The 16712-nt window shown below is 74.4% G+C and carries 16 protein-coding genes; 11 read left to right on the plus strand and 5 right to left on the minus strand.

Annotated features, from left to right (window positions below; all coding sequences use genetic code 11):
- From AB0K09_RS16695 to AB0K09_RS16705, 3 genes are all read right to left on the minus strand, one after another.
- A partial coding sequence (locus tag AB0K09_RS16695; protein ID WP_366066105.1) for an isoaspartyl peptidase/L-asparaginase occupies positions 1–551 on the minus strand: 551 nt, incomplete at its 3' end.
- A gap of 95 nt (positions 552–646) precedes the next feature.
- The gene (locus tag AB0K09_RS16700; protein ID WP_366066106.1) at positions 647–883 is read right to left on the minus strand and encodes a hypothetical protein; all 237 of its coding nucleotides are present in this window, start codon (positions 881–883) and stop codon (positions 647–649) included.
- 86 nt (positions 884–969) lie between these two features.
- Entirely contained in the window at positions 970–1341 is a 372-nt protein-coding gene (locus AB0K09_RS16705; RefSeq protein ID WP_366066107.1) for a hypothetical protein, read from the minus strand.
- 188 nt (positions 1342–1529) lie between these two features.
- On the opposite strand from AB0K09_RS16705, the gene AB0K09_RS16710 reads away from it, so the two are divergent.
- The 9 genes from AB0K09_RS16710 to AB0K09_RS16750 all read left to right on the plus strand — a co-directional run bounded on the left by AB0K09_RS16710 (position 1530) and on the right by AB0K09_RS16750 (position 11577).
- Entirely contained in the window at positions 1530–2753 is a 1224-nt protein-coding gene (locus AB0K09_RS16710) for a serine hydrolase domain-containing protein (protein WP_366066108.1), read from the plus strand.
- Positions 2754–2902: 149 nt separating this feature from the next.
- Positions 2903–4267 carry a glutamine synthetase family protein gene (locus AB0K09_RS16715; protein ID WP_366066109.1) on the plus strand — a complete coding sequence of 455 codons (1365 nt, stop codon included), beginning with the start codon at positions 2903–2905 and terminating at the stop codon, positions 4265–4267.
- Position 4268: 1 nt separating this feature from the next.
- Entirely contained in the window at positions 4269–5420 is a 1152-nt protein-coding gene (locus tag AB0K09_RS16720; protein ID WP_366066110.1) for an amidohydrolase family protein, read from the plus strand.
- A 118-nt stretch (positions 5421–5538) separates the two neighbouring features.
- On the plus strand, positions 5539–5832 hold the full coding sequence (locus tag AB0K09_RS16725; RefSeq protein ID WP_366066111.1) for a hypothetical protein: 294 nt from the start codon (positions 5539–5541) through the stop codon (positions 5830–5832).
- A 12-nt stretch (positions 5833–5844) separates the two neighbouring features.
- Positions 5845–6087, plus strand: a complete 243-nt coding sequence (locus AB0K09_RS16730) for a hypothetical protein (protein WP_366066112.1) — start codon at positions 5845–5847, stop codon at positions 6085–6087.
- Between the two features lie 188 nt (positions 6088–6275).
- Complete coding sequence (locus tag AB0K09_RS16735) at positions 6276–7811, plus strand: alpha/beta hydrolase (RefSeq protein ID WP_366066113.1); 1536 nt, start codon at positions 6276–6278, stop codon at positions 7809–7811.
- Between the two features lie 86 nt (positions 7812–7897).
- Entirely contained in the window at positions 7898–9142 is a 1245-nt protein-coding gene (locus tag AB0K09_RS16740; RefSeq protein WP_366066114.1) for a glycosyltransferase, read from the plus strand.
- Between the two features lie 69 nt (positions 9143–9211).
- Complete coding sequence (locus tag AB0K09_RS16745; RefSeq protein WP_366066115.1) at positions 9212–10537, plus strand: wax ester/triacylglycerol synthase domain-containing protein; 1326 nt, start codon at positions 9212–9214, stop codon at positions 10535–10537.
- A gap of 101 nt (positions 10538–10638) precedes the next feature.
- Complete coding sequence (locus tag AB0K09_RS16750; RefSeq protein WP_366066116.1) at positions 10639–11577, plus strand: alpha/beta hydrolase; 939 nt, start codon at positions 10639–10641, stop codon at positions 11575–11577.
- 81 nt (positions 11578–11658) lie between these two features.
- Here AB0K09_RS16750 and AB0K09_RS16755 read toward each other — a convergent pair whose 3' ends face one another.
- Positions 11659–12582, minus strand: a complete 924-nt coding sequence (locus AB0K09_RS16755; protein WP_366066117.1) for a serine hydrolase — start codon at positions 12580–12582, stop codon at positions 11659–11661.
- A 119-nt stretch (positions 12583–12701) separates the two neighbouring features.
- Positions 12702–14348 carry a phospholipase gene (locus AB0K09_RS16760; protein WP_366066118.1) on the minus strand — a complete coding sequence of 549 codons (1647 nt, stop codon included), beginning with the start codon at positions 14346–14348 and terminating at the stop codon, positions 12702–12704.
- Positions 14349–14502: 154 nt separating this feature from the next.
- Between AB0K09_RS16760 and AB0K09_RS16765 the strand changes: the two genes are divergently transcribed.
- Positions 14503–15552 carry a tetratricopeptide repeat protein gene (locus tag AB0K09_RS16765; protein WP_366066119.1) on the plus strand — a complete coding sequence of 350 codons (1050 nt, stop codon included), beginning with the start codon at positions 14503–14505 and terminating at the stop codon, positions 15550–15552.
- The gene (locus tag AB0K09_RS16770; protein ID WP_366066120.1) at positions 15552–16622 is read left to right on the plus strand and encodes a polyprenyl synthetase family protein; all 1071 of its coding nucleotides are present in this window, start codon (positions 15552–15554) and stop codon (positions 16620–16622) included. The genes AB0K09_RS16765 and AB0K09_RS16770 overlap by 1 nt, the downstream gene beginning before the upstream one ends.
- Positions 16623–16712: the final 90 nt, after the last annotated feature.

The raw sequence follows: 16712 nt of genomic DNA on the forward strand, positions 1-16712 counted from the left end.
GCCGTACCGGGCCGGGCCCGGGTGAGTTCGTCCCACCGGTGCCGCGTCCAGTAGTGGTCCTGGCCGACGACGGGGAGCCCGTTGCGGGCGGCGAAGTCGTCCGCGCCCTGCCCGACGAGCAGCACGTGCCTGCCGCGCTCCATGACGAGCCGGGCGGCCCGCACCGGGTTGCGTACGTGCCGCACTCCGGCGACGGCACCGGCCGCCTGGTCGGAGCCCCGCATGACGGACGCGTCCAGTTCGTGGCCGCCGTCCTCGGTGAGGACGGCCCCCTTGCCGGCGTTGAAGAGCGGTTCGTCCTCCAGGGCCGCCACCGCCGCTTCGACGGCCGCGACGCTGCCACGGCCGGCGCGCAACTCCCGCTCGCCGGCGGCCAGGGCGCCGGCGAGGCCGTCGCGGTACGCCTGCTCGGTGCGGGCGTCGGTGTCCGCGCGGCGCAGCGCCCTGCCGGCGCCGCCGTGCACGGCGAGGACGACGCGGTGGGCGTCCGGGCGCGGTGCGCCCGGCCGCCCGGCGGGTGCGGCGGGTCCGGGAGTGCCGGGCGAAGGCATGGTCCGAGGGTGGACGCCGCGGGGTCCGCTGTCCACCGTGCCTTCGCGCCGGGCCCGTTGGGGCCCGCCGGGTCCCGCTCCGTACCGGACGGCCCCTACGCGTCCTGGGTGACCTTCGGCCGCTGGAACAGGGACAGCAGCCGGGCGAGCACTCCCGGGCGGCGCGGCCGCCCGCGGCATCCGAGGGAGTCGGGGGCCTCGCCGTGCGCGGGGAGGAGCGCGGGGCAGGCGTGGTCCTCCACCACGATGGGGGTGGGTTCGGGGTCGGGATCCGGCCGTTGGGCGCGGTACAACTGGGCGCGCACATAGGCGCGCGCGGGGTCGACGGGCATGACGTCACTCCTGCTGTGGTGCCTGGCGGCATCGCTGGGGAACGGGCGGCGCGCGGGCCCCGGAAATGGGGCGGGCGCGGGCCCTGTCAGCAGCGCAGGACGGAGTGGCGCGCGGGAGGAGCGGCGGCGGAGGAGTCCGGCAGGGGTGCGGCCCGGAGGCCGGAGAGCCCCCCGCCCTCCCCGGCCGAGGACGCGGTGGGCACCGGCGGGCGGACACCACCGCCCGCCGGCCTCCCCACCCTCCCCGGACGCGGAACGCGCTGCCCGGACGCGCACGCGGCGCAGTCGTCGGAGTCGGCGGCCGCCACGGAGGAGGAGGCGGGCGCCTCGTCCCGGCCGAAGCCCGCCTCGACGACGTCGGTCGTCGCGCCGGACAACACCAGCAGAAGGGAGACGAGCACGGCGACCGCGGCCCGCACGGCGGGCCGCTGGATGCCGGCACGACTCCACCTCGACACACACTCAGGGTAGCTTTCCGGTTACCCAGGGTGCATTCCGTCGAACGGGTGACATTGAAAGTGGAATGGCTGGTTCCCACCCTCCGTCGGTGAACCGCTGTCAACCACCCCGCCGCTCGCGGGAGTCCTGCCGCTCGTACACCACCCTTCACCCGGGGTGCACCGGATCGATCGTCAGGAGGCAGGGCATGACCTTACGAACGGTACGCAGAGCGCTGGTGGGACTCGCGGCGGCCGCGCTCACCACGACGGCCCTCACCGCCACCGCGTCCGCGGCCCCGGCGGACGCGGGCCCGGGGCACGGCGGTCATACGGCCACCCAGGCGGCCATGGAGGCCCAGGTCGAAGCCGGCGTCCCGGGCCTGCTCGGACAGGCCCGGGACGGCGACGGGATCTGGCAGGGCTCGGCCGGTGTCGCGGACCTGCGGACCGGGCGCGAGCGCCTGCCGCAGGACCGGTTCCGCGTCGGCAGCATCACCAAGGCGTTCGTCTCGACCGTCCTCCTCCAGCTGGAGGCCGAGGGCCGGCTCGGCCTCGACGACACCGTCGAACACCATCTGCCGGGACTGGTCCGGGGCAACGGCAACGACGGCTCCCGCATCACCCTCCGGCAGCTCCTCAGCCACACCAGCGGCGTGTACAACTACACCGAGGACCCGGACGTCCACGCGCAGCTCAGCACGGGCTTCCCCGAGCACCGCTACGAATCCAGGACGCCCCGTCAGCTGGTGGCCGTCGCGCTGAAGCACCGGCCGGACTTCCGGCCCGGCACCCGCTGGCACTACTCCAACACCAACTACATCCTCGCCGGCATGATCGTGGAGAAAGTGACCGGCCACCCCTACGGCCACGAGATCGACCGGCGCATCCTGGGGCCGCTCGGCATGCGCTCCACGTCCCTGCCCGGCAGCTCGCCGCTGATGCCCTCGCCGCACGGCCGGGCCTACAGCAAGCTGCTGTCCACCGACCCGCAGGCACCCGTCCAGGACGTCACCGAGCTCAACCCCACCTGGGCCTGGTCGGCCGGCGAGATCATCTCCACCACCGGTGACCTCAACCGCTTCTACCGCGCGCTGCTCGGCGGCAAGCTGCTGCCGGAGCGCCAGCAGAAGGAGCTCACGACCACGGTGTCCGGCGGGGACGAGCTGCCCGGCGCCCGCTACGGCCTCGGCGTGGCGACCGTGACGCTGTCCTGCGGCGTGCCGGTCTGGTTCCACGGCGGCGGCATCCACGGCTCCGTCTCGATGGCCAGTGGGACCGCCGACGGGCGCCACACCGCCGCGTTCAATCTGAACGGCGACTGGTCGGGCGACCCCGGCGCGCTCCTGGAGGCCGAGTACTGCGGCACCGTCGCGTCCGGGAGCGGCACCGGTGAGCACACGGCGGTGCGAAAGCTCGCCGCGCTGAACTAGCCGGAAGCGTCCGGTGGGCCGGCGGGCGCTCCCGCCGGCCCACCGGTCCGGTGACGGGACTTCGCCGTACTTCCGGCGCGCGCCGTCGCCCGTGGGGTGTAATGCAGCGTGTACGGCAGGCACGTGCACCGTGAGGGAGGAGCGGGCCCTTGGACAGGCCGGAACGGGAGCGAGCCGCGTCGTCGGCCCGTCAGGAGGCGGCACAGCTCACCGCGCAGAACATCCACGGCGTCGCCCTGACCTGGGTCGACAATGCGGGGCTCACCCGCGTCAAGGCCATCCCCACCACCCGGCTCGCGCACACCGCCCGCTGGGGTGTGGGCATGTCCCCCGTCTTCGACGTCTACCTCACGGACGACTCCAGTGTCATGAGCCGGCACATCGGCGGCCCCGACGGCGACCTGCGGCTCTTCCCCGACCTGGACCGGCTGACGCTGCTGGCCGCGCAGCCGGGCTGGGCCTGGGCCCCGGTCGACCGGTACGAGCAGGACGGCGAGCCGTACGCCGCCTGCCAGCGGCGGTTCGCCCGCCGGATGACCGAGCGCGCGGCCGACCGGGGGATCGAGCTGCGCATGGGCTTCGAGACCGAGTGGGTCGTCGTCCGGCGCGGCGCGGCGGACGACGGTGAGCTCGCGTACGCCTGTTCCGGTCCCGCGTACGGCATGGCCCGGCTGGTCGAGCTCTCCGGCTATCTGCGCGACGTCCTGGAGGCGCTCGCCGCGCAGCGGGTCGACGTGCTGCAGATCCATCCCGAGTACTCGCCCGGCCAGTTCGAGATCTCGGTCTCGCCCAAGGACCCGGTCGGGGCGGCCGACCTCGTCGTGCTCGTGCGCGAGACGGTCCGCGCGGTGTCGCTCCGGCACGGCCTGGACGCCCTCTTCGGGCCCGTCGTCGAGCCGGGTGGCGTCGGCAACGGCGCCCATCTGCACCTCAGTCTCTGGCGGGACGGCCGGGACCTGTGCCGGGGCGGCGACGGCCCCTGCGGCATGACGGACGAGTGCGAGGCGTTCCTGGCCGGTGTGCTCCGGGAACTGCCCGCGCTGCTCGCGCTCGGCGCGCCCTCCCCCGCGAGCCGCCTGCGGCTGGAACCCTCGCACTGGGCGGGGGCCTTCCAGTGCTGGGGCCTGGAGAACCGGGAGGCCGCGCTGCGGTTCGTCACCGGCGCCCCGGACGACGCGGGGGGCGCCAACGCCGAGATCAAGTGCTTCGACCCGGCGGCCAATCCGTATCTCGTGGTCGGCGCCGTGACGGCCGCCGGGCTCGCGGGGATCGACGCGGGGCTGCGGCTGCCCGCCCCCGTGGCGGGCGATCCGGCCGTCACCGGCGAGAAGCAGCCGAGACTGCCGACGTCGCCGGCCGAGGTGCTGGCCTGCTTCGAGGGGTCAGCGCTGCTGCGCGCCGCGCTCGGCGACCCGCTGTTCGAGGCGATCGCCGCCGTGCGGCGGGCTGAGGCCGCGCAGTACGAGGGAGTGGCGCCGCGGGACATCGCCGCGGCCACGCGCGGACGGTACTGACGTGACGACTCCGCCGTCCGCGCCCCTCTCCCTGTCCTTTCCCCCGCTGGTCGACCATCACTGTCACGGCGTGGTCCGGCACGCACTCGACGCCGCCTCCTTCGACTCCTACCTCACCGAGTCGGACACGCCGGCCGCACCGGGGACCACCTTCTTCGACAGCCAGCTCGGCTTCGCGGTACGCCGCTGGTGCCCGCCGCTGCTCGGGCTCGAAGCGCACTGCCCGGCCGACCGCTATCTCGCCCGCCGCCGGGAACTCGGCAGTGAGGAGGTCCTGCGCCGGCTGCTGACCGCGACCGGCATCGGCGACTATCTGGTGGACACCGGCATCCCCGGCGACCTGACGACCCCTCGGGAGCTGGCGGCGGCCGGCGGCGGAGCGGTCCATGAGATCGTCCGCCTCGAAAGCCTGGCCGAACGCCTGGCCGATGCCGCCGCCGGCACGGACTCCTTCCTCACCGCCCTGGCCGACGCCGTGGCGGACGCGGCGGACACCGCCGTGGGCTTCAAATCGGTGGCCGCCTACCGCCACGGCCTGGACCTCGCGCCGGAGCGCCCGGATCCCGGCGCGGTGCGCGCGGCGGCCGGCCGCTGGCTCGCGGGCCGGGCCCCGGGCGGCCGGCTGACCGATCCGGTGCTGCTGCGGCACCTGCTGTGGTCGGCCGCGGAGACCGGGCGGCCGCTCCAGCTGCACACCGGTTTCGGCGACCCCGACCTGCGGCTGCACCGCTGCGATCCGCTGCTGCTCACCGACTTCGTCCGCGCGGTGCGCCCCACGGGCTGCACGCTGGTCCTGCTGCACTGCTACCCGTACCACCGGGGTGCCGCCTATCTGGCCAACGTCTTCCCGCACGTCTACGCGGACGTGGGGCTGGCGTTGGCGCACACCGGTGCGCGGGCCAGGAGCGTACTGGCCGAGGTGCTGGAGCTCGCCCCCTTCGGCAAGGTGCTGTTCTCCACCGACGCCTACGGGCTCCCCGAGCTGTACGTCGTGGGCGCGGAGCTCTTCCGGCGGGCCCTGGCCCGGCTGCTGACGGAGTGGGTGGCGGAGGGCGCGTGGTCGGCCGGGGACGCGCGGCGGGTGGCCGCGCTGGTGGCGGCGGACAACTCCCGTCGCGTCTACGGCCTGGACGCCGGGTCCCTACGGCCATGAGGCCCGCCGCAGCGGCGCGCCGGCTCAGTGCACGCTACGCCATTCGTCCCCGGTTCGCCTGAGAGTGGTGACCGATTTCGCTACTGTGGGCGTCGAGCCGCCGACGCGGGGAGGATCCATGAGCAGCGACCGGCCGTGGAACATCGAGCGCATCCGTCACGCGCTGGGCAGCCCCGACCTCTCCCGGCGCTTCCTCGCCGAGATCGGCCGCGCCCCGGCGCACGAGATGCTGACCGTGTTCGCCAAGTGGCAGGGCATCGCCGAGCGCACGCTGGCCGCCGTCGAGCGCGGCCGGCACGCGGCGGCGGTGGAGGCGGCGGGCGGCGAAGTGCCCGGCGAGTGGATCGACATCACCCAGAAGGTGCAGGAGGACGCGGCCGTCGTTCGGGCCCGCGCGGGGGTCTGGGACTGACACTCTGGGGGCGTGTACGCCCTCAAGTACGACGCGACGATAGCCGCCGTCTGGGACTCCCTGCCGCAGCCCGTCAGTGAGCGGCTCAGCGACGTCCTCGCGGCGGCCTGCACGGATCCGCTCGCGGCCACCGTGCCGTACGGCGAGGACGACGGCATCATGCGGATGCTGGTGCTCGACGAGGTGCTTGTCGTCATCTACCTGGGCCATCAGACCAAGACGCTGCACATCTACCAGATCGACTTCCTGGGCTGAACTCCCTCACCCCGGGGGTGGCACCAGCACCACCCCCGATGCGGATGCCCACGGGATCGATCGCCCGCGCCCCCGGCGGAAGGATCTCTCCCGACAGATGAGAGATGCGTCCTTGCTGGAGGGTTTCGATGTCGGTGTCGTCGGTTTCGGGGAACGTCGCGCGTATAGGGCGGCGTCGTCCGTCGGCCGTGCCGGCCGTGGTCGCGGCGGCCGTCGTGGCGGCGGTGGTGCTGCCCTCGGGCGCGGCGCAGGCCGCCCCGGCCGGGGGGCGGGACCAGGTGCGGGTGCCCGCGCGGTACGCGCAGCAGCGGCTGGACTGGCAGTCCTGCGGGGGCGGTTCGTCGCTGGAGTGCGCGATGATGACGGTGCCGCGCGACTGGCACCACCCGGACGCGGGCCCGGACATCACCGTGGCCGTCTCCCGGCACCGCGCGAGCGACCCCGCCCTGCGGCGCGGGGTGCTGATGATGGCGGCGGGCGGGCCGGGCGCCTCGGGCCTGAACCGGCCGGAGGGCTTCGCGAAGGACGAGCCCGCGGTCGGCGCGGCCTACGACGTGGTGAGCTTCGACCAGCGCGGCGTGGGCCGCTCCACCCACCCGGTGTGCCAGACGGACGACGAGTTGCGGGAGTTCTTCGCGCACGACTTCCGGGACCGCTCCCCCGCCGCCGTGCAGGGCGTGCTGGACCGCTCGCGCGAGCTGGTGCGGAACTGCGAGGCCCGCAGCGGCGGCCTGCTGCCCTACCTGACCACCGAGCAGACGGTCCGCGACATGGATCTGTTCCGCTCGCTGCTCGGCGCGCCGAAGATCTCCTACTACGGTCCGTCCTACGCCACGATGGTCGGCGCCTACTACGCGACGCTGTACCCGCAGCGCGTCGAGCGGGCGGTGCTGGACAGCAACGTCGGCTGGTCCGGCTCGTGGGAGGCGTTCGAGAAGGGGCAGCCGAAGAGCTTCCAGCGCCGCTTCGAGCAGGATTTCCTGCCCTGGCTGGCGCAGCACGACGACGTCTACCACTACGGGCGTACGGTCGCGGAGGTCAGGGCCCGCTGGGAGGAGCGGCGGCGCGCGCTGGCCGAGCACCCGGTGACCGCGGGCTCGGCCGTCATCGGCCCGAACCAGCTGGACAACGGCACGATCCAGGCCCTGTACAACGCCGCGCAGGGTTTCCCCGCCCTGGCGTCGGCGCTCGTCGCGCTCGAGCACGGGGACGACGCGGGGGCGTCCGGGAAGGCGCTCGTGGGGAAGGTCTTCGGGTCGTACGTCAGTCCGGAGTTCCTCGCCGAGTTCTTCTCGGTCACCTGCAACGACACCGCCTGGAACCACGACATCGGCTACTGGAAGCGCAGGAGCGCGCGGGACACCGCGGCGCTGCCGCTCCTCGGGGCCCGGGAGCTGGCCTTCTCGTCGGTGTGCGCGTACTGGCCCACGGACGCGGCGCCGAAGGTGAAGGTCACCGGGGCCGGGCTGCCGACGACCCTGATGCTCAACTCCACGCACGACCCGGCGACCTACTACGAGGCCGCGGTCGAGGACCACCGGGCGCTGCGCGGCTCCCGGCTGGTCACGGTCACCGGCGGCGGCGATCACGGGCAGTACCGCAACGGCAACGCGTGCGTGGACGGCATCGTGAACACCTATCTGCTGACGGGCGAGGCGCCGGCACACGACACGGCCTGTGCGGCCGGCCCGCTGCCCGTCCCCGCCGGGGCGGCCGCGAAGTAGCGCCGCGTCACCACCGAGCGCACCCGTGCCGTATCCGGCCCGGGTGCGCTCTCGTTGTTCCCCCTGGACAGCGGGAGGGCCGGCACATGCGCATCCAGATCATCACAGCGGGCACCACGGGTTCCGTCGCCCCGTACACGGGCCTCGGCCACAGGCTGCTGGACGAGGGCCACGACGTGGAGGTCGTCACACACGCGCGGTTCGCCGGCCTGGTGGGCTGCTGCGGACTGCGGATGCGCCCGATGGACGCGGACCCGTTCGAGGGCCTGCTGGCGGCGCGCCGCGACCTGGGGGGCGCGCGCCGCTCACCACGCGCCGCCCTTGGGCTGCTGCGCGCCACCGAGCGGGCCGCGGTCGAGCTGGTCGACGAGATCCTCGCCGCGACCGACCCCAAGGCGGATCTGATCCTGCTGTCGACGCTGACCGCGCCGATCGGCAGGGTGGTGGCCACCCGGCACCGGATCCCCAGCATGGGCGTCTTCCTCCAGCCTGACACCCCCACGACCGCGTACGGTCCGTGCACCTTGCCCTGGCGGCCGCCCGGCCCGGCCAACCGGCTGCGCGGCCGCGCAGCCAACGCCGTCGTCGACGCCCTGTACGGGGCCGCGAGCCGCCGGCTGCACGCCCGGCTGGGCCTGCCCGCGCGCAGCGCCCACGGGCTTCGGCGGGCCAGGGAGCGGAGCCGGTGGCCGATCTGGCACGGCTTCAGCCCCGCCGTGGTGCCCCGGGCGGCGGACTGGCGGCCCGGCCTGCGCGTCGCCGGGTACTGGTGGCCGCACGAGTGCCCGCACTGGGAGCCGCCGGCCCTGGTCACCGATTTCCTGCAGGCCGGCCCCGCCCCGGTGTTCGTCGGTTTCGGCAGCGCGCTGCCCGGGGCGCCGGAGCGGTTCGCGGACCTCACGGCCCGCGCGCTGCGGCAGGCCGGGCTGCGGGGCATCGTGCAGTCCGGCAGCGCCGGCCTGTCGGTGGTGAACGACGACGTCATCACGGTCGGGGCGCTGCCGCACGGCTGGCTGATGCCGCGTACGGCCGCGGTGGTGCACCACGCCGGCGCCGGGACGACGGCGGCGGGGCTGCGGGCGGGTGTGCCCGCCGTGCCGGTGCCGCTGGGGACCGACCAGCCCTGGTGGGCGGGCCGGCTGGTGCGGCTGGGCGTGAGCCCGGGCGTGCTGTCGTACGCCGAACTGACCGCGGGGCGGCTGGCCTGGGCCCTGCGGCAGGCGACGGGTGAGCCCCGGTACGCCCGGCGCGCCACCGCGCTCGCCGCCCGCCTGGGACGGGAGGACGGGGCCGGGGCCGTCGCCCGGGCCGTCGCGACCATCGCCCGCTGACCCACTGCCCGAAGAGCCGCCGCACGAAGAGCTGCCGCACGAAGAGCCGCGCGAGTAAAGGACCTGCCCGTGTCACATCCCATGCCGCTGTCGAACCCCGTCGCCCCCGCCCCGGACAGCGAGTGCCCGGGCGGTGCCGCGATGCCCCCGCTGGATGCCTGGCTGTACCGGCAGCAGAGCAGCGGGGAGATCTGCATGACCGCCGGAGTACTGGCCTGGTTCGAGGGCGTGCCCCCGACGCGCCGGGAGCTGCGGGAGCTGGCCAGGGAACGCTGGAGTCCGTTGGAGCGGCTGCGGCTGACGCCCTGGACGCCGGGCAGCTGGCCGCGCTGGACCACCGGTCCCGTGTTCGACCCCGACCACCACATCGCGGCCCCGGCCCAGGAGGAGCTCCCCTGGACGCACGGTTCCCCGGAGCCCCTGGAGGAACGCGTGGGGCAGCTGATCGCCCAGCCGCTCGGCAGCCCCCGGCCGCCCTGGCAGCTCCATCTGCTGCCGGCCGACGGCGGTTTCGCGCTGCTGCTGCGCGCCCATCACGCGCTGCTGGACGGCAAGTCGCTCACCACCCTGCTGTGCGCCCTGCTCGACGGCCAGGCCACGCCGTCCGGGCAGCGGCCCCGGGCGATCGCGGCGATCCCCGCCCAGGCCTCCGTCGTCCCGGACCGCTCTTCGTTCGCCCACGCCCTCGCGGACATCCTGCCCCGGGCCCGCCCCCTGCCCTTCCACGGGCCCGTCGACCCCAGGCGGACCGTGGCGTGGTGCCGCCTCTCGCAGGACGAGCTGGGCGCCGCCCGCGCCGCGCTGCCCTCCGGGCGGGCCTCCACCAACGCGGTCTTCCTCGCCGCGACGGCGGGCGCGCTGCGGGCCGCGGGCGCGACGGGCAGGCTGCCGTCGCTGCCCGGCGTGTGCGCGATGGTCCCCGTCGACGTCCGCGCCCCCGGCGAGGCGTCGGTGCTCGGGAACCACTACGCCACCGTCCGGGTACCGCTGCCCGGCGGCAGACGTCCCCGCCAACGGCTCGCCGCCGTGGACGAGTTCACCCGCCGGGCCGGGATGCAGCGCCGGGCCCGGGCCCAGGCCCGCAGGGTGGCCGCGACGCCTCAGCGGTACGGGGTGCTGACGCACGTCCTCAGCCGGTACGTGGGCTCCACGGTCTACTCCTCGCTGCTGTGCAGCAGCCTGGCCACCTACGCCGGCCCCTTGACGCTCGGCACCGCCCGGCTGACCGGCATCGCGGGGCTGCCGCCGCTCAGCGCGGGACGTCCGCTGGCCGTGACCATGGCCCTGCACGACACGAGCGCCGCGGTCACGGTCGTGACCGACCAGCGCCACCGCGAGCTGGCCGACCGGCTGCCCGGCCTCATCCGGGGGGAGATCCACGCACTGGGTTCCTGAGGCGGTCGCGCCCACGGGCCACCGGGCATATCAGCAGTAACGTCCACCGGTCGGCTCTCGTTCCACTCATGACACCACCCACCGGGAAACGGAGACCGGCCTTGACGACGCCTACCGCACTCCTCGAAGAGGTCATCCCCCTCACGCTGGGGGGATACGCGTACAGCGGCCGGATCGTCCATCAGCCCGAGGCCAGAACGGCTCCCGTCGTGCTCGTCGGCGGGGCGTTCCAGCACCAGAGCGCCTGGGGCCGGGTCGAGCGGGCGTTCCTGGAAGTGGCCAGCGTGATCACGGTGGACCTGCCGGGATGGGGCGGCGCCGACCCGCTGCCCGCCCGGTACGGCTTCGGCTTCCTGGCGGAGGCCCTCGACCAGCTGCTGGCGAAGGTGGCGCCCTGCCCGGTCAACGTCGTCGGCACCTCCTACGGCAGTGCCGTGGCGTACCAGTGGGTGCGGGACCATCCGGAGAGCAGCCGGCGGCTCGCGCTGGTCGGCACGATGGCCCATCTCACCGAGCACACCCGGATGCGGATCGAGCAGACCCTGGACTCCCTCGACCACGGCGACCGGGCGGAGTTCGTGCAGAGCGTGGTGGAGGCCATGGTGTGCTGCGCCCCGCGCGTACCGGTGGCCCGGCGGCCCACCGTCATCCGCTGTCTGACCCGTGCGCTGCGCGAGCTGTCCCCGGAGGACATCGCCAAGTACCGGGAGAACTCGCTGCGTTTGCTGAACGAGGCGGAGCTCCCCGCCGGACCGCCGGTGCGCGTCCCCGTGCTGGTGGCGACCGGTGAGCACGATCCGCTGACCACGCCGGCGCTGAGCCGGGAGGCGGCCGCCCGGTGCGCCGACGCCCGGTTCACCACGCTCAAGGACTCGGACCACCTGGTCCATCTGGAGCGCCCGGCCGACATCGTGGACCTGCTGATTCGGTTCTTCTCCGGCGAGGCGCTGACCGGGCTCGACTACTGCAACGCGGTGGAGCGCGTGCCGTACCGCCCGGCGCGCCGGCTGCCCGCTCAGCGGCCGTCCGAGGACCGCTGAGCGACGCATCGGCCCGTGGCGGAACCCCTCGGTTCCGCCACGGGCCGATGCGTGTGCGCCCATCTGTGCCGTCGGGCGCGGTCAGTCCCCGTGGGCCGACGCGGGCAGCCGGCGCGGCGCGAAGCGGGTGTGCGTCCGGTAGGCGTAGTCGAGCATCTTGGCCGCGTCCTGGTAGCGGCCGGCCCGGTCGTCGAGGACGACGCCCACGACGGTGCGTCCGGCGCGCCGGGCCGCGAAGACCAGGCAGGGGCCGGCGGCCGAGGTCGAACCGGTCTTGACGCCCATCACCCCCTGGTACGACCCGAGCAGCTGGTTGGTGTTGTACCAGGTGTAGAGCCGGTTGACGTTCTTCGCCTTCTGCTGGGTGCTCAGCGACTTCATGACGGTGACGAGCGTGTCGTTGCCCAGGGCGTACCGGGCCAGCCGGGCGAGATCGCGCGGGGTCGTGTAGTTGTTGCCGTCGGCGGAGATGCCGTCGAAGGAACCGTAGTGGGTGTCGCGCAGGCCGAGTTCGGCCGCCTTCACGTTCATCTTGGCGATGAAGGACGCGGTGCGTGCCCGCTCGGTGGTGCCGTCGCCGAAGGTGTCGGCGAGGGCGTAGGCGGCGTCGCAGCCGGAGGGCAGCATCAGGCCGTACAGCAGCTGGCGTACGGTCAGCATGTCGCCGGTGCGCAGATCGGCGGTGCTGGCGCCCTCGCGGGCGACGTAGTCCCGGTAGGTCTGCTTGATGGCGATCTGCCGGTCGAGGTCGACGCCCTCGTCGAGGACCACGACCGCGGTCATCACCTTGGTGGTGCTGGCCATCTGCCGCCGGGTGTCGGCCGCCTTGCCCCACAGCGGGCGGTCGGCGGTGCTGTCGAGCAGATAGGCGCCCTTGGCGGTGATGCCCGACGGGCCGTCCGCGGCGTGCGCGGGGGCCGTCGGGAGGGTGACGGCGACGGCCGCCGTCGAGGCGGTGAGCGCCGCTCCCCAGCGACGGACCGCGGTTCCCCCGGATTGCTCCATGTGTTCTCCGTTAATTCCCGTGGTGCGAGGGTGACTTGAAGCGACCGCATGGTCGCATCCGGTACGAGGGGAGGAGAAATCCATGTTCACGAACGGGTGAACCGCGGCTCGCGGGCGGCTCAGAGCCGGCACAGTCCGCGCTGGTAGTCGACCGTGGCGGCGGCCTGCGAGTACTGCCATTCGGGGTCGAGCAGCTTCTCGCGCAGCTGTCCGGCGGCGGCCGGGCTCTCCACGATGTAGCCGAAGTCCTGGAGCCAGGAGGGGTAGAGGTTCTTGGAGCCGACGTAGAAGGCGGAGCCGTCGACGGAGACCAGCTTGTGGTGCAGCGCGTAGGGGTGGCCGTCGGCCCAGGTGGCGTTCGGCGAGCTGCGGAAGGACGCGAGCTGGACGTTGGAGCACAGGGCCGTCTCGGCGCTCTTCCGGTCGCCGGTGATCCCGGCGAGGCGGTTGCGCAGGACGTCGCTGATCTCGGTGAGCGACTTGATCTGGGAGTAGCCGCCGCTGCCGACCGCGCCCCGGTTGGCCGGGTCGCTGACCACGATCCGCACCTTGACGCCCGCCGCGATCCGCTGGGCGAGGGCGTCGTAGAGGCGGATGTCGTAGCGGGCGATCGGCGGGCAGGTGGCGTTGAGGTCCTGCTGGGAGATCTCGATGTGGCCGGTCGCGCTGGAGACGAGCGCGCGCAGCGCGCTCTCCTCGGGGTTGACCGTGTCGTAGTCGCGGTCCGCGTTGGTCCTGTCCGGCAGTCCGACGACACAGCGGGTGTCGGGGGCGGTCGGCAGGTCGGGGCGGTGGGTCGAGGTGGGGTCGCTGTCCGCGATGCCGACGCCGAGGCCGCCGACGGCGATCACCGGGACGTCGCCGGTGGGGCCGGTGGAGCGGGGGTTGGCGTCCTTCTCCATCGTCGCCATGCAGTCGGCGCCCGGGGATGCCGTGTACCAGACGTCGGCCACGTTGTTCCGGTTGCGGCAGGTCCAGCCCCAGAGCGTGTCCAGGTAGCGGCCGGCGGTGCCGGCGGCGGGGCCGGTCAGGGCGAGGTCGACGTCCGAGACCGGGTGTGCGGTGTCGAGGTAGTCGTCCTTCCAGTTGTTGATGCCGCCGGTGATGACGGACGCGCCGTCGACGACGATCAGCTTGGAGTGGTTCCAGGACACGCCGGTCTTGGAGGTGGTCATGGAGGCCACATTGAGGGTGATCTTGTCGGCGTCGGCGCCGAGCCGCTTCCTGAGGTCGTCCCGGTAGGCCGACGGCAGCACGTTGAGGTGGTAGACCGGCGCCGCGCCGACCAGGATCCGCACCCGCGGCCGGTTCCCCGCCGCGACGGACGCCTTGAGGCCGGCGGCGATCGCCTCCTGGAACGCGCCGTTGGGGAAGGGCGCGAGCGAGGAGATGTCGACGGTGCGCTGCGCCGCGGCGATGTTCTCCGTCATCTTGGCGAGCAGCCGCTTGCTGCCCGGGCGGTCGGCGCACCGGTCGTCGCCCCAGCAACCGGGGGTCTGCAGCAGCCAGTCGGCGGAGTCGCCCCGGGCGTCGAGCCTGTTGCCGTTCGTGCGCTCCCATATGTCGCCCTCGAGCCCGGGCGACACCTGACGGAGCGTCCGCTCGACGGCGTCCAGGTGCGGCGTCGCGGCGGTCGGCGAAGCGGGGGCCGGGGCGTCGGGCGCCGGGGCGGCGAGCGCGGGCGCGGCGGGCAGGACGGCGAGGGCGACGGCCGAGACCGCCGCACGCCGCGCCGATGAGGCCAAGCGGGCGGTGCGAATGATCATTCGCAGAAGTTACCAGTCCGTACGTCTCACGTATGACCGGATGGTCCCGCACCAGTCCGCAGATGTAGCGACAGACCGCCTCATGGGCTGATTTCCGCCGACTGCTCAGGCCATAGCTTCGTGGTCGGAAGGAAGCGCAGCGGAGAGGCAGTCGATGTACGGAAAGGCGTTCGCCCCCGAGTACCGGGGCGCCCTGGAGGAGCTCTCGGTCAACTCGTCCCTGGAGGACGTATTGCGGAGGGCGGTGGAGGAGCGAGAACAGGCCGAACTCGCGGGCCGCGCCCTGGAGTCGGCGCAGGCCGGGCTCGCCGTGGCCGAGGCGAGCCGCCGGCTGGGCCGTGTGGAGGAGGCCGAGCAAGCGTGGCGGGACAGCTACCGGGCGGCCGAGCGCGCGGCCGACGCCGGGGCGATGGCCTGGGCGGTGTGGAGCGGCGGCACCCTGGCGCGGCAGCGCGGCGACCTCGAACTGGCCACGCGCCGGCTGACCGAGGCGGCCGAACTGGCCGAACGCGGCGGGGACATCGTGGCCCGCGGCTACTCGCTGGCCGGGCTGGCGGAGACGGTCCGGATACGGGGCGACTACGCGGCCGCCGCCGGACTGCACGAGCAGTTGCTGGCGGAGGCCAGACGGCGCGGGGAGGCCCGGCACACCGTGTGGGCGCTGGAGGGCATCGCGCAGATCCACCGCAACACCGGTGAGTACGACACCGCCCTCGCCCTGTTCGAGGAGGCGGCGGAGATAGCGGCGCGGGCCGAGGACGCGCGCGGCGAGGCGTGGGCGCTGCGCGGCATCGCCGATGTGCTGTCGCTGCGCGGCGAGACCGAGCGGGCGCTGGAGCTGCTCTCCCGGGCGGCGGCCACCTGCGAGCGGATGCGGCTGGCGAGCGCCCTGGCGTACAACCGCAAGATGCGCGGCAATGTGCTCTTCCGTGCGGGCCGGTACGAGGAGGCGCGGGAGTGCTACGGCGCGGCCCTGGAGGAGTTCCGCACGATGGGCGAGCCGCGTGGGGAGGCTCTGGCGCGGCTCGGGCTGGTCAAGTCCCGGGCGAGGCTGGGCCGTGAGCCGTCCGCGACCGCCGCGGACCTCGACGAGCTGGACCGCACGCTCGGCGGGATCGGCCTGCTGCACGCCCGGGAGATGGTCGCCCGGGCCCGGGCCGAGCTGGGCATCGTTCCGGCCGGTGGCGCGCGGGGGGCGGCCTGATGCCCGCGACGCCCGCGCCGCCCGTACGCGGCGGGCCGCGGGAGGTCGCGCCGCCGCCGGCCCTCGACCGTTGCCGTGCGCTGGTGGAGCCGGCGCTGCGGGAGGCCGTCGCGGAGCTGCATCCGTGGCCGCGCCACATGGCCTCGTTCGCGTTCGGCTGGTGCGACGCGGACGGCAGGCCCGGCAGTGCGCACGGCGGCAAGGGCGTGCGCCAGGCGCTCGCGGTCCTGGGCGCCGAGGCGGCGGGGGCACCCGGGGAGACGGCGGTCCCGGGTGCGGTCGCGGTCGAGCTGGTGCACACCTTCTCCCTGGTGCACGACGACATCATGGACGACGACGAGCGACGACGGCACCGGGACAGTGCCTGGAAGGCGTTCGGCACCGGGCCCGCGGTGCTGGCGGGGGACGCATTGTTCGCCCTGGCCGTCCGCACGCTGGCCCGTGCCGGGGGCGAACACGGCGGTGCGGCCGTCGCGCTGCTGGCCGAGGCCCTGTCGGAGCTGGTCCACGGGCAGGCCGACGACCTGCTGTTCGAGTCGCGGCCGTGGACGGGCCCGGGCGCGGTGGGGCTCACCGCCTACCGGGACATGGCGCTCCGCAAGACCGGTTCGCTGCTGGGCTGCGCGGCGGCCCTGGGCCCGGTCCTGGCGGGCGCCTCCCCGGCGGTGGTGACCGCGCTGGCGGAGGCCGGGCGCCGGCTGGGGTCGGCGTTCCAGGCGGTGGACGATCTGCTGGGGATCTGGGGCGACCCCACCGCGACGGGCAAGCCGGTCCACGGGGACCTGCGGCGCGGCAAGAAGACGCTGCCCCTGCTGGCGGCGGTGACCTCCGGCACCGCCGCCGGGCGCGAACTGGCCGGGCTGCTCGGCTCGGGCGCCCCCCTGGATGCCGGCACGGCCCGGCACGCGGCGCTGCTGACGGAGGAGGCGGGCGGCCGGGAGTACACCCTGGCGGAGGCCCGCCGGCACGTGGCGGCCGCGCACACGAGCCTGCACGCCGTGCGGCTGGCTCCACACGCCGCGAGCGAACTGGTGACGCTGGCGGAGTACCTGGTGGAGCGACACCTGTAGCCGTCCCGGCGGACCTCCACCGGGGCCGATCGCCGTCGCGGCGGCCAGTTCCCCTCCCGCCGCGACGGCGAGCGACCACGAGGCACGAGC

This window comes from Streptomyces sp. NPDC049577, from assembly GCF_040675635.1.
Lineage (GTDB): Bacteria > Actinomycetota > Actinomycetes > Streptomycetales > Streptomycetaceae > Streptomyces.